This window comes from Limnohabitans sp. TS-CS-82, from assembly GCF_002943475.1.
Genome location: NZ_PTQX01000004.1, coordinates 279,239 through 298,013, shown reverse-complemented (window position 1 = coordinate 298,013; position 18,775 = coordinate 279,239). Strand labels below are relative to the sequence as shown.

General features: G+C 55.0%; 20 protein-coding genes, 1 pseudogene and 1 riboswitch. Of the genes and pseudogenes, 17 read left to right on the top strand and 4 right to left on the bottom strand.

The genetic code is table 11. The annotated features are described in order from the left end of the window. The first annotated feature begins 87 nt into the window (after positions 1 to 87). The 9 genes from C5F52_RS11290 (at position 88) to C5F52_RS11250 (ending at position 7,827) form a co-directional block, all read left to right on the top strand. Positions 88 to 2,343 (top strand): cation-translocating P-type ATPase, encoded by a 2,256-nt coding sequence (locus C5F52_RS11290; protein WP_104798446.1) that lies wholly within the window; start codon positions 88 to 90, stop codon positions 2,341 to 2,343. Further along, on the top strand, positions 2,343 to 2,480 hold the full coding sequence (ccoS, locus tag C5F52_RS11285) for a cbb3-type cytochrome oxidase assembly protein CcoS (RefSeq protein ID WP_104798445.1): 138 nt from the start codon (positions 2,343 to 2,345) through the stop codon (positions 2,478 to 2,480). The genes C5F52_RS11290 and ccoS overlap by 1 nt, the downstream gene beginning before the upstream one ends. Positions 2,481 to 2,540: 60 nt before the next feature. Further along, on the top strand, positions 2,541 to 3,968 hold the full coding sequence (ccoN, locus tag C5F52_RS11280) for a cytochrome-c oxidase, cbb3-type subunit I (RefSeq protein ID WP_104798444.1): 1,428 nt from the start codon (positions 2,541 to 2,543) through the stop codon (positions 3,966 to 3,968). A 10-nt stretch (positions 3,969 to 3,978) separates the two neighbouring features. Continuing rightward, positions 3,979 to 4,602 (top strand): cytochrome-c oxidase, cbb3-type subunit II, encoded by a 624-nt coding sequence (gene ccoO, locus C5F52_RS11275; RefSeq protein WP_104798443.1) that lies wholly within the window; start codon positions 3,979 to 3,981, stop codon positions 4,600 to 4,602. Positions 4,603 to 4,612: 10 nt separating this feature from the next. Continuing rightward, the gene (locus C5F52_RS11270; protein ID WP_104798442.1) at positions 4,613 to 4,750 is read left to right on the top strand and encodes a cbb3-type cytochrome c oxidase subunit 3; all 138 of its coding nucleotides are present in this window, start codon (positions 4,613 to 4,615) and stop codon (positions 4,748 to 4,750) included. 33 nt (positions 4,751 to 4,783) lie between these two features. After that, positions 4,784 to 5,722 carry a cytochrome-c oxidase, cbb3-type subunit III gene (gene ccoP / locus C5F52_RS11265; RefSeq protein WP_104798441.1) on the top strand — a complete coding sequence of 313 codons (939 nt, stop codon included), beginning with the start codon at positions 4,784 to 4,786 and terminating at the stop codon, positions 5,720 to 5,722. Between the two features lie 83 nt (positions 5,723 to 5,805). Next, positions 5,806 to 7,176 (top strand): cytochrome c oxidase accessory protein CcoG, encoded by a 1,371-nt coding sequence (gene ccoG / locus C5F52_RS11260; protein WP_104798572.1) that lies wholly within the window; start codon positions 5,806 to 5,808, stop codon positions 7,174 to 7,176. An 8-nt stretch (positions 7,177 to 7,184) separates the two neighbouring features. After that, the gene (locus tag C5F52_RS11255; RefSeq protein WP_104798440.1) at positions 7,185 to 7,475 is read left to right on the top strand and encodes a FixH family protein; all 291 of its coding nucleotides are present in this window, start codon (positions 7,185 to 7,187) and stop codon (positions 7,473 to 7,475) included. Between the two features lie 55 nt (positions 7,476 to 7,530). Then, on the top strand, positions 7,531 to 7,827 hold the full coding sequence (locus C5F52_RS11250; RefSeq protein WP_104798439.1) for a hypothetical protein: 297 nt from the start codon (positions 7,531 to 7,533) through the stop codon (positions 7,825 to 7,827). On the opposite strand, the pseudogene fnr reads toward C5F52_RS11250, so the two are convergent. Then, a pseudogene (gene fnr / locus C5F52_RS11245) lies at positions 7,824 to 8,558 on the bottom strand (fumarate/nitrate reduction transcriptional regulator Fnr); the annotation flags it as partial. The gene C5F52_RS11250 and the pseudogene fnr overlap by 4 nt on opposite strands. Before the next feature lie 80 nt (positions 8,559 to 8,638). On the opposite strand from fnr, the gene hemN reads away from it, so the two are divergent. Both hemN and C5F52_RS11235 read left to right on the top strand, forming a co-directional pair. Beyond that, the gene (gene hemN / locus C5F52_RS11240; protein WP_104798437.1) at positions 8,639 to 10,057 is read left to right on the top strand and encodes an oxygen-independent coproporphyrinogen III oxidase; all 1,419 of its coding nucleotides are present in this window, start codon (positions 8,639 to 8,641) and stop codon (positions 10,055 to 10,057) included. Positions 10,058 to 10,062: 5 nt separating this feature from the next. Next, positions 10,063 to 10,785 carry a sulfite exporter TauE/SafE family protein gene (locus tag C5F52_RS11235; protein WP_104798571.1) on the top strand — a complete coding sequence of 241 codons (723 nt, stop codon included), beginning with the start codon at positions 10,063 to 10,065 and terminating at the stop codon, positions 10,783 to 10,785. A 37-nt stretch (positions 10,786 to 10,822) separates the two neighbouring features. Here C5F52_RS11235 and C5F52_RS11230 read toward each other — a convergent pair whose 3' ends face one another. The 3 genes from C5F52_RS11230 to C5F52_RS11220 form a co-directional block, all read right to left on the bottom strand. Next, entirely contained in the window at positions 10,823 to 11,638 is an 816-nt protein-coding gene (locus C5F52_RS11230) for a sulfite exporter TauE/SafE family protein (RefSeq protein WP_104798436.1), read from the bottom strand. 226 nt (positions 11,639 to 11,864) lie between these two features. After that, a complete protein-coding gene (locus C5F52_RS11225) occupies positions 11,865 to 12,170 on the bottom strand; it encodes a cell division protein ZapA (RefSeq protein WP_104798435.1) in 306 nt (101 codons plus the stop codon). Further along, positions 12,167 to 12,388: a DUF904 domain-containing protein gene (locus tag C5F52_RS11220; RefSeq protein ID WP_104798434.1), complete on the bottom strand. Its 222-nt coding sequence runs from the start codon at positions 12,386 to 12,388 to the stop codon at positions 12,167 to 12,169. Before C5F52_RS11220 ends, C5F52_RS11225 begins: the two co-directional genes overlap by 4 nt. Positions 12,389 to 12,423: 35 nt before the next feature. After that, positions 12,424 to 12,667, top strand: a riboswitch (cobalamin riboswitch). Between the two features lie 75 nt (positions 12,668 to 12,742). On the opposite strand from C5F52_RS11220, the gene C5F52_RS11215 reads away from it, so the two are divergent. The 6 genes from C5F52_RS11215 to cobO are packed head-to-tail and all read left to right on the top strand — an operon-like array spanning position 12,743 to position 18,773. Continuing rightward, complete coding sequence (locus C5F52_RS11215; protein WP_104798433.1) at positions 12,743 to 14,632, top strand: TonB-dependent receptor domain-containing protein; 1,890 nt, start codon at positions 12,743 to 12,745, stop codon at positions 14,630 to 14,632. Positions 14,633 to 14,637: 5 nt separating this feature from the next. Further along, positions 14,638 to 15,441 (top strand): ABC transporter substrate-binding protein, encoded by an 804-nt coding sequence (locus C5F52_RS11210; RefSeq protein WP_104798432.1) that lies wholly within the window; start codon positions 14,638 to 14,640, stop codon positions 15,439 to 15,441. Continuing rightward, positions 15,434 to 16,360 (top strand): ABC transporter substrate-binding protein, encoded by a 927-nt coding sequence (locus C5F52_RS11205; protein WP_236657831.1) that lies wholly within the window; start codon positions 15,434 to 15,436, stop codon positions 16,358 to 16,360. The genes C5F52_RS11210 and C5F52_RS11205 overlap by 8 nt, the downstream gene beginning before the upstream one ends. Further along, positions 16,357 to 17,388, top strand: a complete 1,032-nt coding sequence (locus C5F52_RS11200) for an iron ABC transporter permease (RefSeq protein ID WP_236657830.1) — start codon at positions 16,357 to 16,359, stop codon at positions 17,386 to 17,388. Before C5F52_RS11205 ends, C5F52_RS11200 begins: the two co-directional genes overlap by 4 nt. Before the next feature lie 26 nt (positions 17,389 to 17,414). Further along, positions 17,415 to 18,188 carry an ABC transporter ATP-binding protein gene (locus C5F52_RS11195; RefSeq protein WP_104798568.1) on the top strand — a complete coding sequence of 258 codons (774 nt, stop codon included), beginning with the start codon at positions 17,415 to 17,417 and terminating at the stop codon, positions 18,186 to 18,188. Between the two features lie 15 nt (positions 18,189 to 18,203). Then, on the top strand, positions 18,204 to 18,773 hold the full coding sequence (gene cobO / locus C5F52_RS11190; protein ID WP_104798431.1) for a cob(I)yrinic acid a,c-diamide adenosyltransferase: 570 nt from the start codon (positions 18,204 to 18,206) through the stop codon (positions 18,771 to 18,773). The last annotated feature ends 2 nt before the right edge of the window (positions 18,774 to 18,775 follow it).

Sequence of the window (18,775 nt, the reverse complement as noted above, 5' to 3'; positions counted from 1 at the left end):
GAACAAGTTCAGCTTAGCGCTTGGGTTTTGCTGTGTCTTGACGTAAGTCAAGCTTAAGCAAGATGGACGCGCTAGGCTACAGCATATATGCATTCAGATTCATCGACGGCCCATTTGTTGGATGACCGCCACGAGTGGTTACGTTTTAGTCAAGCCCACGCGTCCACATCACTTCAAACCGCTGCCCAAGTGTGGGACTCGCATGTCGTGATTCAAGGCATGCACTGCGCCGCTTGTTCTTTTGCGATTGAAGATGCTTTGTTGGCGGTGCCTGGCGTGCAGTCGGCAGAGGTCAATGCCACGACGCACCGCGCAAAGATTGTCTGGTCGGAAGCGCTTGTCTCACCGTCGGTGTGGATGGCGGCCATTGCCAAAGCCGGCTACGGTGCTTTGCCTGCGGCTGACAGCACCTTGCGCCAAGCGCGGCAACTTGAAACGCGGCGCGCCTTGTGGCGTTGGTTGGTGGCTGGTTTTTGCATGATGCAAGTGATGATGTATGCCTATCCGGCCTATGTGTCAGGTGAGGGTGACATCACGCCAGACATGGTGTTTTTGTTGCGCTGGGCATCGTGGGTGTTGACCTTGCCGGTGGTGCTTTTTTCATGCGGGCCGTTTTTCAGCAATGCCTTGAGGGATATTCGCCAGCGTCGCATCAGCATGGACTTTCCAGTCGCTTTGGGCATGGTGATCACGTTTGCACTGAGTTCTGCGGCCACGTTCGAGCCTAACGGCATGTTTGGTGGCGAGGTGTATTACGACTCGTTGACCATGTTTGTGTTTTTCCTGTTGACCGGCCGCTGGCTGGAGTTGCGCCTGCGTGATCGCACCGCGGGCGCGCTTGAAGTTTTGATGAACCGCCTGCCCGACAGCGTGGAGCGTCAACAAGCCAATGGCAGCTTTGAGCGTGTTGCGGTGCGTCGCGTGTTGGTGAACGATGTGATTCGTGTGTTGGCTGGTGAAAGTTTCCCTGCGGATGGCATCGTCTTGCAAGGCCAAACCTTGGCGGACGAGGCCCTGCTCACGGGCGAGTCTCGCCCACAGTCTCGCGCTGTCAGTGACACCGTGGTGGCCGGTAGCCATAACTTGACCGCGACGGTGATGGTGCGCGTGACCCAAGTGGGGGAGGGCACGCAGTTCTCCAAAATTGTGGCCTTGATGGAAGATGCCTCGCTGCAAAAACCGCGTTTGGCGCAACTTGCCGACCGAGTGGCCAAGCCATTTTTAATCGGTGTTTTGGTCATGGCCACGCTGGCAGCGGTGGCCTGGTGGCCAAGCAACCCGAGCCACGCGCTGATGGTGGCGGTGGCGGTGTTGGTGGTGACGTGTCCATGCGCCTTGTCTTTGGCCACGCCTGCGGCCATGTTGGCTGCAGCGGGTACCTTGGCGCGTCACGGCGTGCTGGTGCGACGCATGCAGGCCTTGGAGTCATTGGCCAAGATTGACACCTTGATTTTTGACAAGACCGGCACCTTGACGCGTGACGGTCAGCGCATCACCCAAGTTTGGACGGCCGACGGCACAACGCCAGAACAGGCGCTCGCAACTGCCGTTGCTTTGGCACAGCATTCGGTGCATCCTTTGTCGCGTGCTTTGGTGGCAGCTCAGCATGACGTGGGCATTGCAGCTTCGCCCAACGTGGGCGATGTGCGCGAAGTGATGGGGCAAGGTCTGCAAGGTGGCGTTGGGCATACCTTCAAATTGGGGTCAGCCTCGTTTTGTGCGCCCAAGACCAAGGGAATACCCGAATACGCGCGAGCTTGCCAAGTACACTTGTGCGACGAAGACGCATGGATGGCCAGTTGGCAATTGTCAGAAGATGTGCGCGATGATGCGGCACAAACCATACAAGAACTTCAGGCCTTGGGCATGACGGTGTGGTTGTTGTCAGGCGATCAAGTTGAGGCTGTACAACGTGTGGCGCAGAGTGTGGGTATTTCGCATGCTGTGGGCGCGTGTTCACCGCAAGACAAATTGGCCCGCATGCAAGAGGCGCAAGCCCGAGGTGCGCAGGTGGCGATGGTCGGTGACGGGCTCAATGACGGACCGGTGTTGGCGGGGGCACATGTTTCCATGGCGTTTGGCAATGCGGTGCCTTTGGCGCAGTCGAAGTCAGATTTGGTCTTGATGGGCGGCAGCCTGCTGGTTGTGGCACGCAGTGTCAAGTTGGCGCGTCACATGTTGCGGGTCGTGAAACAAAACTTGGCTTGGGCTGCGTTGTACAACGCGGTGTGTGTGCCACTCGCCGCGCTTGGGTTTTTGCCCGCATGGCTGGCAGGTTTGGGGATGGCCCTGAGTTCGCTTTGGGTTGTTTTGAACGCTTTAAGGCTCACGAAAGGGTTTTGATGGACATTTTGTATTTGTTAATCCCTTTGTCGGTGATTTTGGTCTTGTGCATCTTGGGTGGACTCTGGTGGGCCATCCATCAAGGCCAATTTGAAGGCGTGGAGCAAGAAGGCGAGCGTATTCTTCGCGACGATTGATTTGCATCAATACCCAGCTCTGCGGTTTTGGTGATACTGATAAAAAATGAAAGGTGACCGATGAACTCATCACAGCAGGCCGTTTACAGCGATAGCGTTGTACGGCAGTTTTCCATCATGGCGGTGGTTTGGGGCGTGGTTGGCATGTTGGTGGGGGTGATCATTGCCTCACAACTCGCTTGGCCCGAACTGAACTTTGGCATTCCTTGGCTGAGCTATGGCCGCTTGCGTCCCTTGCACACCAACGCCGTGATCTTTGCGTTTGGCGGCAGTGCCCTGTTTGCCACCAGCTACTACGTGGTGCAGCGCACTTGTCACACCACGTTGTTCTTGCCTAAGTTGGCGGCCTTCACCTTTTGGGGTTGGCAATTGGTCATCGTGGCCGCGGCCATCAGCTTGCCCATGGGCTTCACTCAGGGTAAGGAATATGCCGAACTCGAATGGCCGATTGACTTGCTGATTGCGGTGGTTTGGGTCTCGTATGCGGTGGTGTTCTTTGGCACTGTCGGCACGCGCAAGGTCAAGCATATTTACGTGGCCAACTGGTTTTACGGTGCCTTCATCATTGCGGTGGCGTTGTTGCACATCGTCAACAGCGCGGCAATTCCTGCTGGCTGGATGAAGTCGTACTCGGCTTACGCGGGTGCGCAAGACGCCATGATTCAATGGTGGTACGGCCACAATGCGGTGGGCTTCTTCTTGACGGCTGGCTTCTTGGGCATGATGTATTACTTCATTCCTAAGCAAGCAGGTCGCCCTGTGTACTCGTATCGCTTGTCGATCGTTCACTTCTGGGCTTTGATCTTCACGTACATGTGGGCGGGTCCTCACCACCTGCACTACACCGCGTTGCCTGATTGGACACAGTCTTTGGGCATGGTTTTCTCGCTCGTGTTGTTGGCACCTAGCTGGGGCGGCATGATCAACGGCATCATGACTTTGTCTGGCGCTTGGCACAAACTGCGCGATGACCCTATCTTGCGTTTCTTGATCGTGTCTTTGTCGTTCTACGGCATGTCCACCTTCGAAGGCCCCATGATGGCGATCAAGACCGTCAATGCTTTGTCGCACTACACAGATTGGACCGTGGGCCATGTGCACTCGGGCGCTTTAGGTTGGGTGGGTTTGGTGTCGATGGGCTCTATCTACTATTTGATTCCTAAGTTGTTCGGTCAAAAAGAGATGTTCAGCAAGAAGGCGATTGAGGTCCATTTCTGGATGGCCACCATCGGCATCGTGCTCTACATCGCTGCGATGTGGATTGCCGGTGTGATGCAAGGCCTGATGTGGCGCGCCATCAATGCAGACGGTACGTTGACCTACACCTTTGTGGAATCCGTCAAAGCGACTTACCCGTTCTATGTGATCCGTATGTTGGGTGGCTTGTTGTACTTGGCTGGCATGTTGATCATGCTCTGGAACGTGATCAAAACGGCTTTGAACGGCAACACGGTCAGCGTCGCTATTCCTGCACCTGCCCACGACTGAGGAGAACCACATGTCTGACAACAATTCCAAAGGTTTCTCCCACGCCCGTGTGGAGACCAACAACTTCTTGATGATCGTGCTGATTTTGATTTCGGTCGCCATTGGCGGCTTGGTTGAAATCGTGCCTTTGTTCTTCCAAAAATCGACCACCGAGCCGGTGACAGGCGTCAAGCCTTACACCGCGTTGCAATTGGCGGGCCGTGACATTTATGTGCGTGAAGGTTGCTACAACTGCCACTCGCAAATGATTCGTCCGTTCCGTGCTGAAACATTGCGCTACGGCCACTATTCAGTGGCAGGCGAGTCGGTGTATGACCACCCCTTCCAATGGGGCAGCAAGCGCACAGGTCCTGATTTGGCGCGTGTGGGTGGTAAGTACAGCGATGAATGGCACCGTGTGCACTTGAACAATCCACGTGATTTGGTGCCTGAGTCCAACATGCCTGAATACCCTTGGTTGAACAAGAACATGGTGGACGCCGCAGAAATGCCCGTGCACATGAAAGCCTTGCGCACGGTGGGCGTGCCTTACTCGGATGAAGAGATCGCCAAAGCGGCAGAAGACGTGAAGGGCAAATCCGAAATGGACGCCGTGATCTCGTATCTGCAAGTGCTGGGCTTGGCCTTGAAATAAGGAGCACACCATGGACGTGAACGATCTGCGCGCGGCCACCACGGTGATCTCATTTGCCGTCTTTATTGGCATCATCGTTTGGGCTTACTCCAAGCGCAACAAAGAAGATTTCGAGGAGGCCTCTAAGTTGCCCCTCGATCAGGACTGAGTGCCGTTAGGCGCTCTGTAAAGGAATCGAATCATGAGTGATTTCACAAGTAGTTTTTGGTCGGTCTTTGTGGCCGCTATTTCGATCATTGGCGTGTTGTATTGCGCTTTCTTGTTGTGGTTTTCCGCACAGGTCAAAGTGTCTGCACATCAAACCGAAGACGGCACCACCGGCCATGTGTGGGATGGCGATTTGCGCGAAATGAACAACCCCCTGCCACGTTGGTGGTTGTGGCTGTTCATCATCACCATTGTGTTTGCAGCGGTGTATAGCGTGGCATACCCCACGTTAGGCAGCTATGTGGGTAAGTTGGGTTGGACATCGCAGGGCCAGTACGACGCTGAAGTGGCCAAAGCCAATGCAGATTTGCAGCCCTTGTATGCAGCGTTTGACGCACAAACGCCCGAGCAACTGTCGAAAGACCCGAAAGCCATGGCCGTCGGTGAGCGTTTGTTCATGAACAACTGCGCCCAGTGCCACGGCTCTGATGCACATGGCTCCAAAGGCTTTCCGAACTTGACCGATGGTGATTGGCTGCATGGCGGCACACCCGACAAGATCAAAGAAACCTTGACCAAAGGTCGTATTGGTCAAATGCCTCCCATGGCGGCCGCTGTGGGTTCACCAGATGACATCCGCAATGTGTCTCACTATGTGTTGAGTCTGTCTGGCAGTCCACACGATTCCGTGCGTGCTGCTCTGGGCAAGTCGAAGTTTGGTGCTTGTGCCGCCTGTCACGGCATGGATGGCAAAGGCAACCAAGCCTTGGGCGCTGCCAATTTGAGCGACAAGATCTGGTTGCATGGCTGGGGCGAAGAAGCGATCACGGCCATGATCAATGCGGGTAAGGTCAATCAAATGCCTGCGCAAGAAGGTCGTTTGACGCCCTCGCAAATCCATGTGTTGACTGCTTATGTGTGGGGTTTTTCTAATCAATCTGCGGCAGCCGTCGCCACTGATACTGCGAAGTAATCACCTTGAACTCTGCTGACGAAGCGAAGCAGCGCAAGACCATCCCCATCGCGGCTGTGCCCTCGGGCGCTGACGACGAGGCGATGGTCTCGCTTTATGCGGCTGCCAAAAAAATCTATCCCCGATCTGTTCAGGGCGTGTTTGCGCAATGGCGTTGGTTTTTTGTTGCACTGACGCAGCTGGTCTTTTACGGCTTGCCTTGGTTGGAGTGGGGCACCCGTCAAGCGGTTTTGTTTGACCTGGCTTCACGTCGTTTTTATATTTTTGGTTTGGTCTTGTATCCGCAAGACTTCATTTACCTCACCGGCTTGTTGGTGATTTCAGCGTTGTCGCTGTTCTTGTTTACCGCTGTGGCTGGGCGTTTGTGGTGTGGCTTTGCCTGTCCGCAAACGGTGTACAGCGAAATTTTTCTGTGGATCGAACGCAAGATTGAAGGTGATCGTTCGGCGCGCATGCGTTTGGATGATGCTGACTTCTCCCTCGAAAAACTGGTGAAGAAGTGGTACAAGCATTTGATCTGGATCTTCTTGTCGATCTGGACTGGCTTTACCTTTGTGGGCTACTTCACGCCGATTCGTGAATTGGCCATGGAATTTTTCACCACGCACATGAGTTCGTGGGAGTTGTTCTGGGTCTTCTTTTACGCCTTTGCGACCTATGGCAACGCTGGTTTTATGCGCGAGCAGGTTTGCAAATACATGTGTCCCTATGCGCGCTTCCAAAGCGCCATGTTTGACCATGACACCCTCATCGTGACTTACGACAGCGAGCGGGGTGAGCCGCGTGGCCCGCGCGCGCGCAATGCCGATTTGACCAAGCCGCAATTGGGCGCTTGTGTCGATTGCACCATGTGTGTTCAGGTCTGCCCGACGGGCATCGACATTCGCAACGGCTTGCAGTATGAATGTATTTCGTGCGGTGCGTGCGCTGACGTGTGCGATTCGGTGATGGACAAAATGGGCTACGAGCGTGGCTTGGTGCGTTTTGCGACACAGAACGCGATGGGCCAAAAATGGTCATCGAAGCAGATGTTCCAACGCATGTTGCGACCACGCGTGCAGGTTTACGCCATGTTCTTGGTTGGGTTGATTGCATTTGTGTTGGTGTCGCTCAGTTTGCGTACGCCCTTCAAAGTGGATGTGGTGCGCGATCGTTCCACCTTGTCTCGCATCACGGAGGTGGGGACGTTGGAGAACGTGTATCGCTTGCAGATCATGAATGCTTCTGAGAATGCGCAGACGTACCATCTGTCGGTGCGTGGATTGCCCAACATTCGCATCGAAACAGAAACTGATGTGAAGGTCGATGCCGCACAAGCCCGTTGGGTGGTGTTGCGAGCAGACATTCCTTATGGTTCGTCGCAAGCTGGATCGCACAAAATCCTGTTTGAAATTCAAGCCGTGGGCACAGATGACTTTGCGGTCGAAAAATCTGTGTTTATCGTGCCCCGCTGAAAGTCACTATGAACGCAAGCGCTCAACTCGATACCAAGCCTTGGTGGACCCATGGCCACGTCTGGCTCATCATCGCGGGCCCTGCCGCGGTGGTGGTGGCTGGCTTTGTGACCTTGGCCATTGCCATTCGTATTCCTGACCCCGTGGTCGCCGAAGACTATTACCGCCGAGGTTTGGAGATCAACAAAACCTTGGCTGAACAAAAAGCATTGGCGCCTGCCATGCAAGCGCGCAACCATGCGGCTACGCCTGTTGTGTCTGAGGGCAGTGCAACATCTACCCCTGCCCAAAAACCGTGATGGTTAAAAGGCAAGGGGCTCAAATGACCAAAAATCTTTCCTTTGGGAGAACGTGATGTTGGCGCAACGAATGATGTGGATTATTTGGCCAGCCTTTTTGCTGGCTGGTGTTTTAGAAATCTTGGTTTTCGCGATGGTGGACCCTGAGGACATGCAATGGGCAGGGCAGCCCATTGATGTGTCAAGGCAAGGTATTTACACCTTGTCTTTCTTTGCCTTCTGGATCGTGTGCGCCGCGTCGAGTGCGTTGACCACCTTGTTGTCGGCTTCACCTTTTGAGGTGAATCGTTGCCCGATGGTGCCTACAGAGCGCCCCGATGGGTGCCCCAAGCAAGAGAGTTGCTGCGATTAAAGCGGACCGCAAGCAGGCGTGTTGACCAGCGCCTTGAGTGCATCGGTGTTCAAGATGCGCACATGGCGCTGTTTGACTTCAATGATCTTGTCATCTGCAAACTTTGAAAACGTGCGGCTGACGGTTTCTAGCTTGAGGCCTAAGTAGCTGCCAATTTCTTCGCGCGTCATGCGCAAGACCAATTCCGATTGCGAGAACCCGCGTGCATGCAAACGTTGCACCAAGTTCAACAAGAACGCGGCTAAACGTTCTTCTGCGCGCATGCTGCCCAACATCAGCATCACGCCGTGTTCGCGCACGATTTCGCGGCTCATGATTTTGTGCACATGGTGCTGCAGTGCATTCACCTCGCGCGACAGTTCTTCGATTCGGTCGAAGGGCATCACGCAGACTTCGGCATCTTCTAGGGCAACGGCATCGCAGGTGTGGCGGTCGCTGACGATGCCGTCGAGCCCGATCACTTCGCCTGCCATTTGAAATCCCGTGACTTGGTCGCGACCATCCTCGGACGACACACAGGTTTTAAAAAATCCGGTGCGGATTGCGTAGAGCGCGTTGAATTTTTCGCCGTTGTGGAAAAGGTTTTCCCCTTTAGGGACTTTGCGACGCGTGGCCACCACCTCGTCGATGCGCTTCATGTCTGCGTCTGTGAGACCCATCGGCATACACAATTCACGCAGATTGCAGTTAGAGCAGGCGACTTTGATACTGTGGGAATTCATACGTGAGGCAGACCGGTTTTTTGACTTGAGTCAAAACTAAAAAAGCAGATTCAAGTCACATTATGTTGTCTAAATATGATTGTGAACTTATGTCTTCCTCACGCTTGTTGTCTGCAGAAGTTGCACCCGTTGTGATCAGCCCTGAATTGCTGCAGCGTTATGACGTGGCGGGGCCGCGTTACACCTCCTATCCCACAGCCGATCGGTTTGTGGAGGCCTTTGGTGAAGCCGATTATGTGCAAGCGCTTGAGCAGCGACGTGCGGGCGTCGGGACCAAGATGTACCCCTTGTCGATCTATGTGCACATTCCGTTTTGTGAGTCACTGTGTTACTACTGTGCGTGCAACAAAATCATCACCAAACACCATGAGCGTGGTGCGGAGTATTTGCGATATTTGAGTCGCGAGGTCGAGCTTAATGTTGCGCACTTGGGGGCGGGGCAGACAGTTTCTCAATTGCATCTCGGTGGCGGTAGCCCCACGTTTTTGAGTGATGTTGAGTTGCAGGATTTGATGGCCATGCTGCGCCGTCATTTTGTGTTCACACCGGGCGGTGAATACTCTATGGAGGTTGACCCACGCACCGTCACGCCCGAGCGTTTGAAGCTATTGAGAGAGTTAGAGTTCAACCGCCTGAGTTTTGGTGTCCAAGATTTCGAGCCTGCCGTGCAAAAAGCCGTGCATCGCATTCAACCTGCCGCTCAGGTGTTTGATTTGGTCGCGGCCTCGCGTGAGTTGGGGTTTGAGTCCATCAACGTGGATTTGATTTACGGCTTGCCCATGCAAAGCCCCGAGACGTTTGAGCGCACCTTGGCGCAAGTGGTGAAGCTGCGGCCTGATCGCATTGCTTTGTACGCCTACGCGCATTTGCCTGAACGGTTTAAGCCACAACGTCGCATTCATGCGCAAGACCTGCCGCCCGCGGCCTCTAAGTTGGCCATGCTGGCCAGTGCCATGCGTGTGTTGATGGCTGCGGGTTACGTTTACGTGGGCATGGATCACTTTGCATTGGCCACCGATGCGCTGGCTGTCGCCAAACGCCAAGGGCGCTTGCACCGCAATTTTCAAGGCTACAGCACGCAGCCCGATTGTGATTTGGTGGCTTTGGGTGTGTCTTCGATTGGCCGTGTGGGCAGCACCTTCAGCCAAAACGTGAAGACCTTAGAGGCTTATTACGATTTGCTAGACCAAGGTCGCTTGCCGGTGGAGCGCGGCTTGGCCATGTCACGTGACGATTTGGTGAGGCAGTCGGTCATCATGGCGCTGATGTGTCAAGGGCATGTGCTGTTTGAGTCCATCGAGTTGGCGCATCTGATTGATTTTGAGCCGTATTTTGCGCAAGAGATAGAAGCCTTGTTACAGATGCAAACACAAGGGCTTGTGGTGCTCGATGCCACGGGTATTCAGGTGACGGAGTTGGGTTGGTTCTTTGTGCGTGGCGTTGCCATGGTGTTTGATAAGTATTTGCAAACAGACCGCAACCGCGCGAGGTTCTCTAAAATCATCTGATGGTGATGAATTCAACTTTGGCCCTCACAGCGTTGCTGATGGGGTTGGCAGGCGGTCCGCATTGTTTGGCAATGTGCGGCGCTGTCTGTGCTGGCATTGGCCGATCGGCGCAAAAGCAAGGCGCGGGTCAAGGCACGTCTGCGATGCTGTTGTTCCAACTTGGTCGCATCGCTGGCTACAGCACATTGGGCGCAATGGCTGCATCCACTATGCAAGGGGTGGGTTGGCTCAGCACGCAATCGGCCGTGTTTCGTCCTGTGTGGACTTTGCTGCATCTGTTTGCGTTTTTGGTGGGCTTGCTGCTGTTGTGGCGCGCAGAGCAACCCGTGTGGCTCGATGGCATGGGGCGCAGCATTTGGCGACGTGTGCAGGCCATGACCGCGCATCTCAAATTGCGCAACGGCGGCGCCGTTATTTTGGGTTTCTTGTGGGCACTGATGCCCTGTGGTTTGTTGTATGGCGCCTTGCTGGTGGCTGCTTTGAGCAACAGCCCTTTAGAAGGTGCAGGCGTGATGGCTTTGTTCGCCTTGGGCAGTGCCGTGGTGCTGACCGTCGGCCCTTGGTTATGGTTGCGTATGCGCGGCTTTAAGCCTTCTGGCGTTGCGGGCGCATCCAGCGGGGCATGGGGTGTGCGCTTGGCTGGCTTAGCTTTGGCTGTTAGTTCTGGCTGGGCCTTGTGGATGGGCTTGGTGGAGTACCAAGCGCCTTGGTGCGTGGTGCCGCAATAGCGTAAAAACGTTCGAAAGCCAGAACGGGCCTTGTCTTTCAGCTCGACAAGCCTTTGTAAAGCATGTAGGCCGCCAGCAAATACAACACGATGGCAAACACACGCTTGAGCTTTTTGACAGGCAGGCTGTGTGCAGCTTTGGCGCCCAAAGGCGCCGTGAATACGCTGCACAACGCGATCACCACCAATGCGGGCACCCAGATGTACCCAAAGGCGTCAGCGGGCAAGCCCTCGACCGAGCGGCCGCTGATGACATAGCCCAGCACGTTGGCCAACGCAATCGGAAAACCCAGTGCCGAGCTGGTGGCCACGGCATTGTGAATCGCCACGTTGCACCAAGCCATAAAGGGCACGCTGATAAAGCCGCCACCCGCACCGACCAAGCCTGACAAAAAGCCAATCGCACCGCCTGCACCGGCCAATCCCACGGGACCGGGCACTTGACGTGTGGGGGCAGGTTTTTTGTCCAAAAACATTTGTGTGGCTGAGAAGCCAACAAACAAGCCAAAGAATGTGGCTAAGTAAGAACCTTTGAGAATGGCAAACACGCCCAAGCTGCCAATCATGCTGCCCAGCACGATGCCGGGTGCCAAACCTTTGACCAAGTCCCAACGCACAGCGCCACGTTTGTGATGGGCGCGCACGCTAGAGATGGACGTGAAGATGATGGTGGCCATCGATGTGGCAATCGCCATCTTGACGGCTAAGTTGGCGTCAACGCCTCGCTGCGACAACAGGATGGTGATGAATGGCACCATCACCATGCCACCTCCGATGCCCAATAAGCCTGCCAGAAAACCTGTGCAAATGCCTAATGCGGCGAGTTCGAAGATCAGTTGGGGTTGGAGGTCCATGAGAGGGCGAGGCCTTAAGACAAAAGAAGAAGGTGTCTGCAAGGGCCTCGGGGCCGTCATCCTGAACCGGGGGTTCAGGTGGGCGAGGTCAGTTTGACGTTGGGTTCATCTGACGCGAGACGATCACGCTCATCAAACGATGTTCCAAGCCCGGGCTCATATGAGCATTGGTTCAAGGAAATATAAAGCCCCAAGGACTTGCAGACCGCGCCATTGTAGGCGCGCTTTAGAGCAACCGGTTGTCGCTGGCGAGCACGTTGTCGAGTCGTTGCAGCAGGGCTTGCATTTGCGCTGTGGATGCACTGAGATCGCTCTCGTTTGGCACCGAAGTGGGGCGGTCAGTCAAGTCAAACGCCAAGTTCAGTGCAGCTAAAACCGCGATACGGTCGCGCGCTTTGATCTTGCCGGCATCGCGAATCTTGCACATGGCCTCGTCCACTTTGCCCACCGCTTGGCCCAAACGTGTTTCGCCACCCTCGGGGCAACCCAACACATAGCCTTGACCCATGATTTGAACTTCGATTTGCTTCATGCTTTGTCTTTCTCGGTCGAGCTTTGCGGTAAGCGCTCAATCAATGCATCAATGCGATGACGCGCGGCACTCAGGCGCGACTTCATCAGATCGCGCTCGTGGGTGAGTTCTTGCACTTGTGCGGTCAGCAAGGCGTTGGTGCGCATCAGTTCTTCATGACGCAGCAGCAAACGCTCCACGCGTTCGGCGATTTGATCGATCAGGGGTGTGTTTGACATGGCCCGCACATTTTAAGGTGGCTGAAAGGTTAGCCGCTAAAATTTGAAATGTTGGTGCTCGCCGCGTGGTTCACACGCTGCAGTTCAACGGGAAGCAGGAAGGTCGCGTCGCTCGCTCGACAACACCCAACCTGCGCTGCCCCCGCAACGGTCAAGCGGACGAGCCCTTTGGCTCCGCTTCTGTCACACAAGCCACTGAGCGCCTTGAACAAGCGTTTGGGAAGGCGACAGAGGTAGTCTCCGCCAGCCCGGATACCGGCCAACAAGGTGGCGGTGCGTCTAAAAACGTGCTGCTTGAACGCTCAAGCACTGTCGGGGAAGGCGGTGAGGGCACACAACTGTTGGTTTTAAATCATGAAGAAATCTATTCGTCTCCGTGCGCGCGCGTTTGTGCCTGCGCTCTCTGTTTTGTCTTTGGCTGTCGCTGCGAGCGTTCAGGCGCAAGGCATTGAAATTAATCCTGTGGTGATTTCTGCTTCGCGCATGGAGCAGCCTTTGTCAGAGGTGTTGTCCTCTGTGTCGGTGATCACACGTCAAGACATTGAAAAGTCGCAGGCGCCCACGCTGGTTGATTTGTTGCAGGGCGAATCTGGCGTTGAATATGGCAGGAACGGTGGCCCAGGCTCACAAACATCCATTTTTTTGCGGGGACAGGAAAGTAAAAATTTGGTCGTCTTAATTGATGGGGTCAAGACGCAAGCCGATGGTGGTGGATTTTTGACAGTTACCGATATGCCTTTGTCACAAATTGAACGCATCGAAATTTTGCGTGGGAATGCAGGTGCTCTCTATGGTGATGCTGCGATTGGTGGTGTGATTAACATTTACACGCGCCAAGGTAAAGGAGCTCCAAAAGCTTACGGATCAATAGGTTATGGTTCAAAAAATACAGCAGACATGAATGTGGGTTTAGGCGGTACATCGTCAGACTATGGCTTTGATGTGAATGCCGGACAAAAGTCTTCGACGGGCTTTACATCCATGGACCCAGCCTTGAGCAACCGTGTTAATCCTGATCGTGACGGCTACAACGCCGAATATTTCAGTGCCAAGTTGAGCAAGAAATTGAATTCGGACACAGAGATTGGCATGCGCTTTAGAACGCAGACAACAGACGCTGATTACGACGCAAAATCGAACCCTGATTATTCAGCCTCGCTGCCGACCGATGTGCACCGTTCCTTGAAAAAAACCAACGTGGGCAGCGCGTATGTTCGACGACAAGTCAGTGATGCGTGGAGCACTACCGTTAATTTTTCGGATTCCGTGACAAGTTACGAAGAATTTAAAAATGGTCTAAATAACGGCCGTTACAACTCGCATCAAAGCGCTGTTAATTGGAGCAATCACTACCAAGCAAATCCCAATACAGCAGCAACGGCAGGGTTGGATTACGTTTCAGATAAGCACGAGGAATACAACAGCTTCGAGTTTGAAAAGCGCACAGTTGCGGGTTATGTTGGCATGACGCAGAAGATGGATAAGTTGACCCTTCAAGCCAATTTGCGACGCGATTTGATTAGCTCTGATTACCGAGATGCGTTGAGCGTCAGTTCATTGCAGCCCAATGCCACATCAACACTTCTTGGGGCGGGTTACCAACTGACCTCTACGTGGAAAGTTACAGGAACTGTATCAACGGGTTTTCGAGCACCCTCTGCGACTGAAATTTCAAATAGTCCAAGCTTGAAGCAAGAAGAGTTCAAGTCGAAAGAAACGGGACTTGTTTATGCTGATCAACAGACCTTGGGTCGCATCGCCTATTTCCACACGATGACCCACAATTCCATTGACTGGTTTGAAGATGCGCAAGGGCAATGGGCAGTTAGGAATGCTGGTGAAGTTGAAAACAAAGGGGTTGATGCATCATTGAGGACCCGTTGGATGGGACATAGTGTCAAGCTTTCAGCGGTAACGCAAGATCCAAAAAACATCACGGGTGGATATGCGCCAGGACGTCGTGCAAAAAATTATGGGTCGATAGACATTTCTAAAGTCTTTCTTGACTATGAGCTGGGCGTCAAGTTGTTTGCAACTGGTGCAAGACCAAACTTTAACGAAGTGAACTCTGACATGCTTGCGGGTTATTCCATTTGGTCGTTTTATGCCAGTCGGAAAATTGATACCGATTGGACAGCCCGCGTTCGCTTGGAAAATGCGTTTGATCGTCATTACGTGATCGCGGGGGGGTACAACACCCCAGGTCGCGGCATCTACGCCACCTTGCAATACCAACCCAAGTAACTTGCATGCTTGATCTTCTTCCCCAACGCATCGTCTGCCTCACCGAGGAAACGACAGAGTGGCTGTACATGCTGGGGGAAGAGGCGCGCATTGTGGGTATCTCGGGTTACACCGTGCGCCCACGTCGTGCGCGTGATGAGAAGCCTAAAGTGAGCGCGTTTTTGAGCGCCAAGATTGACAAGATCTTGGCGCTCAAGCCCGATTGCGTGTTTGGTTTTTCTGATTTGCAGGCGGATATTGCCGCCTTGCTCATCCGTGCGGGTGTGCAGGTCACGGTGTTCAACCAACGCAGCGTCGACGAGATTTTTTCTGTGCTGTACCAAGTGGCTGCGATGGTCGGCCAAGCCGAACAAGGCCTGCAGCGTTTGCAGCAAATGCGTGCGCAGTTGGACGGTATTCAAAAGACGGCGGCCACATTCAAGCGCCGACCCAAGGTGTATTTTGAAGAGTGGGACGAGCCGCACATCAGCGCGATTCGTTGGGTGTCTGAGCTGATTGGCATTGCCGGTGGCGACGATTGTTTTCCTGAGTTGGCACAAATGTCTATGGGCAAAGACCGCATCATTGCGAGTGGCCAAACCATCGTGGACCGTGCGCCCGACATCATCATTGGTTCGCTGTGTGGCAAGAAATTTCGCCCCGAAAAAGCAGCGGCACGCGAAGGCTGGCAAGGCGTGCCAGCAGTTCTAAATAACCAAATTTTTGAAATCAAATCGGCTGATATTTTGCAGCCAGGCCCTGCGGCCCTGACCGATGGCGTGACGCAGTTGCATCGCATCTTCCAGCAGTGGGAGGCCACTTATGCGTAAGCGCTCGCCTAACGGGCGCATGGCCGTGTGGTGCGTGCGGTGCGTGCGGTGGCTCTTGGCCGTCATCACCAGTTTCACCTGTCTCGTGCAAGCCGTGGTGCTCCGCGATGACCGCCAGATAGAGGTGACCATCGCGAAACCACCGCAACGCATCGTCAGCTTGTTACCTTCATTGACTGAGACCGTGTGTGCATTGGGCCAATGTCAAAAGCTGGTGGGTGTGGACCGTTATTCCAATTGGCCCGAGAGCATTGCCAAGGTGCCGCGTATGGGCGGCGGGATCGACCCCAATATTGAAAGCGTGGTGGCCCTCAAGCCCGACTTGGTGTTGATGGCGACCTCGGCGCGCGGTGCTGAGCGGTTTGCCGCGTTGGGTTTGACGGTGCTCGCTTTAGAGCCTCGTTCGCATGCCGATGTGCAGCGCGTGATGCGCATCGTGGCGCAGGCTTTGGATGTGCCAGTGGCTGAGAGTGATCGCGTGTGGCGCCACATCGATGCAGCGGTGAATGCAGCAGCACAGTCCATCCCTGCGCAAGCCCAAGGCCAACGCGTGTACTTTGAAGTCAGTCGTGCGCCGTATGGCGCCAGTGAGTCGTCGTTCATCGGTGAGACGTTACAGCGTTTGGGTGCGCGCAACATCTTGCCTGCATCGCTGGGCCCCTTTCCCAAAATCAATCCTGAGTTTGTGGTGCGTGCGCAGCCCGACATCATCATGGTGGGCGACAGCAACTTTGCCGACATGACCACGCGCCCTGGTTGGCAAAACATGCGGGCCATGCGCACGCAGCGTGTGTGTCATTTCAAGTCTGAAGAGTCCGATGTGTTGGTGCGTGCGGGCCCGCGCATGGCCGAGGCCGCACGCCTGATGGCCAAGTGTTTGACGGACAAAGCCAATGACAAGCCGAAAGGCCAACCATGACAACGCACGGCACACGTTGGTCGCCTGCGTTGGTGGCGTTGAGCTTGTTGGTGTTGTGCGTGCTTGGTATTGCGCTGGGTAGTGCCGTGGGCAGCACAGGGTTCGAGAGTTGGCTCAGTGCCCTGCATGACGACATTGCTTGGCAAATCGTGTGGGACATTCGTTTGCCACGCAGCGTGGGCGCTTGCGCCGCAGGTGCATTGCTGGGGCTTGCAGGCGCATTGGCACAAGGCTTGTTTCGCAATCCATTGGCTGATCCGTACTTGCTTGGTAGTGCATCCGGTGCTTCGCTGGGTGTCGCGGTGGCTTTGGCTCTGTTTGGTGGCAACCCGTTTGCCACAGAGTTTTTGGTGCGTTTAGGGTTAACAGGTGCTGCGTTTGTGGGCGCGGTGTTGGCCGTGATGCTCACCCTTGTGCTGGCGCGTGGTGTGCAGCACACGCTGCGTTTGTTGTTGGCCGGTGTGATTGTGGGCGTGGTGTTGGGTGCGCTGGCGTCGCTCATCACCCTCATGCGTCCTGATGTGTTGCAAGGCATGCAAGGTTTTTTGTTGGGCTCGACCAGTTTCATCGGTTGGAATGCATGCGTGTTGATGCTGGGCGTGTTGTTCGTTTGCGTGGTCTTGGCCTTTGCGCTAAGCCGCGTGCTGGATGCTTTGAGCTTGGGTGAGTCCACCGCGTTGAGTTTGGGTTTACCGCTTGCCCCTGTACGTGTGGCGCTGGTGTGTGTGTTGGCGTTGGCCACAGGCACAGCCGTGGCACAAACGGGTTTGGTGGCTTTTGTGGGTTTGGCTGCGCCGCACTTGGTACGCTCGCTGGTGAAGAGCAAACACAACTGGGTGGTGGTGTTGTCCACCTTGATGGGCGGCGTGTTGCTGTTGACGGCTGACTTGCTGGCCCGCATGCTGTTGTCGCCCCAAGAGATGCCCGTGGGCGTGCTCACTGCGGTGTTGGGCGGTGGTTATTTGCTCTGGCTGATGTACCGCAGTCAAAGTGCGCCCCATGGCGCAAGCGCAAGGGCGGGGCAATGACGATGCAATGCAATAACCGTCAAAGCATGTCCGTTCAAAGAATAGCCATGCGCCTGCAGGATGTACGAGTCTCTCTGGCGAGGCAAGAGGTGTTGCATGGCGTGGACCTCTCGTTTACAGCAGGCCGTTGGACCAGCATCGTTGGCCCGAATGGTGCGGGCAAGTCCACCTTGCTCAAAGCCATGGCTGGGCTGTTGCACGTCACAGGTCGCATCTTTTTGTTTGACCAAGAGTTGATGGCCATGGACCGCAAGCAGCGCGCGCAGCAACTGTCATGGTTAGGTCAAAACGAATCAACGTCTGATGATTTGCGTGTGTGGGATGTGGTCATGCTGGGCCGCATGCCGCACCAAGACTGGTTGGCAGCACCCAATGCCCATGACCATGCCGTGGTCGAAACCGCCTTGAAAGCCACACAGGCGTGGGACTGGCGCGAGCGTTCCTTAGGGCAGCTCTCAGGTGGCGAGCGTCAACGCGTGTTGTTGGCCCGTGCCATGGCCGTGCAAGCGCAAGTGATGTTGATGGACGAGCCACTTGCCAACTTAGACCCACCTCACCAAGTGGATTGGCTAGAGCAAGTGCGCTGCTTGACTGCGCAAAACACCACCGTCATCAGCGTGTTGCACGAGTTGGGCATGGCCCTGCATGCGGACGACATGGTGGTCATGCAAGCAGGCCGTGTGGTGCACCAAGGCGCGTGTGCAGATGCCGCCACACACCGCGCCGTCGAGGCGGTGTTTGACAAACGCATTGCCATTCATTCACTGGATGGCCAGTGGGTGGCGGTGCCCAAGCTGTAATTAAAGCGCAACGACATGGACATTGAGCAACCCCCAGTGAACTACGCGCGTGTCACGCTGCAAGCCGATCGACGCGGCTTGCTCATCGTCAACACGGGCGACGGCAAAGGCAAAAGTACCGCAGCGTTCGGCTTGGCCTTGCGTGCGCATGGGCGTGGCAAAGCTGTCAAGATTTATCAGTTCATGAAAGTGCCCACGGCACGCTTTGGCGAGCACCGCATGTTTGAACAACTCGGTATTCCCGTCGAAGGCTTGGGCGACGGCTTTAGCTGGAAAAGCAAAGACCTCGAACACTCCGCACAGCTCGCGCGTGATGGCTGGCAAAAAGCCAAAGCTGCCATTTTGAGTGGTGATTTTTTTCTGGTGGTGTTGGATGAAATCACCTACCCACTCATTTACGGTTGGTTGCCTTTGGACGAGGTGCTGGCAACGCTGCGTGCAAGACCGATAGACGTGCATGTGTGCATGACCGGCAGACGTTGCCCGCCAGAGCTGATTGAGCTGGCCGACACCGTGACTGAGATGACCAAAGTCAAACACGCCTTCAATGCAGGGATTCCCGCGCAACGCGGCATCGAAGACTAAAT

Excerpts from the sequence above, each read along its gene's own strand:
- cobO (WP_104798431.1), top strand. The coding sequence starts at position 18,204 with ATGGACATTGAGCAACCCCCAGTGAACTACGCGCGTGTCACGCTGCAA.
- hemN (WP_104798437.1), top strand. The coding sequence starts at position 8,639 with ATGTCTTCCTCACGCTTGTTGTCTGCAGAAGTTGCACCCGTTGTGATC.
- C5F52_RS11225 (WP_104798435.1), bottom strand. The coding sequence starts at position 12,170 with ATGAAGCAAATCGAAGTTCAAATCATGGGTCAAGGCTATGTGTTGGGT.
- C5F52_RS11210 (WP_104798432.1), top strand. The coding sequence starts at position 14,638 with ATGCTTGATCTTCTTCCCCAACGCATCGTCTGCCTCACCGAGGAAACG.
- ccoG (WP_104798572.1), top strand. The coding sequence starts at position 5,806 with ATGGTCTCGCTTTATGCGGCTGCCAAAAAAATCTATCCCCGATCTGTT.
- ccoO (WP_104798443.1), top strand. The coding sequence starts at position 3,979 with ATGTCTGACAACAATTCCAAAGGTTTCTCCCACGCCCGTGTGGAGACC.
- C5F52_RS11215 (WP_104798433.1), top strand. The coding sequence starts at position 12,743 with ATGAAGAAATCTATTCGTCTCCGTGCGCGCGCGTTTGTGCCTGCGCTC.
- ccoS (WP_104798445.1), top strand. The coding sequence starts at position 2,343 with ATGGACATTTTGTATTTGTTAATCCCTTTGTCGGTGATTTTGGTCTTG.
- ccoN (WP_104798444.1), top strand. The coding sequence starts at position 2,541 with ATGAACTCATCACAGCAGGCCGTTTACAGCGATAGCGTTGTACGGCAG.
- C5F52_RS11235 (WP_104798571.1), top strand. The coding sequence starts at position 10,063 with ATGAATTCAACTTTGGCCCTCACAGCGTTGCTGATGGGGTTGGCAGGC.
- C5F52_RS11200 (WP_236657830.1), top strand. The coding sequence starts at position 16,357 with ATGACAACGCACGGCACACGTTGGTCGCCTGCGTTGGTGGCGTTGAGC.
- C5F52_RS11250 (WP_104798439.1), top strand. The coding sequence starts at position 7,531 with ATGTTGGCGCAACGAATGATGTGGATTATTTGGCCAGCCTTTTTGCTG.
- C5F52_RS11205 (WP_236657831.1), top strand. The coding sequence starts at position 15,434 with ATGCGTAAGCGCTCGCCTAACGGGCGCATGGCCGTGTGGTGCGTGCGG.
- C5F52_RS11270 (WP_104798442.1), top strand. The coding sequence starts at position 4,613 with ATGGACGTGAACGATCTGCGCGCGGCCACCACGGTGATCTCATTTGCC.
- ccoP (WP_104798441.1), top strand. The coding sequence starts at position 4,784 with ATGAGTGATTTCACAAGTAGTTTTTGGTCGGTCTTTGTGGCCGCTATT.
- C5F52_RS11290 (WP_104798446.1), top strand. The coding sequence starts at position 88 with ATGCATTCAGATTCATCGACGGCCCATTTGTTGGATGACCGCCACGAG.
- C5F52_RS11195 (WP_104798568.1), top strand. The coding sequence starts at position 17,415 with ATGTCCGTTCAAAGAATAGCCATGCGCCTGCAGGATGTACGAGTCTCT.
- C5F52_RS11230 (WP_104798436.1), bottom strand. The coding sequence starts at position 11,638 with ATGGACCTCCAACCCCAACTGATCTTCGAACTCGCCGCATTAGGCATT.
- C5F52_RS11255 (WP_104798440.1), top strand. The coding sequence starts at position 7,185 with ATGAACGCAAGCGCTCAACTCGATACCAAGCCTTGGTGGACCCATGGC.
- C5F52_RS11220 (WP_104798434.1), bottom strand. The coding sequence starts at position 12,388 with ATGTCAAACACACCCCTGATCGATCAAATCGCCGAACGCGTGGAGCGT.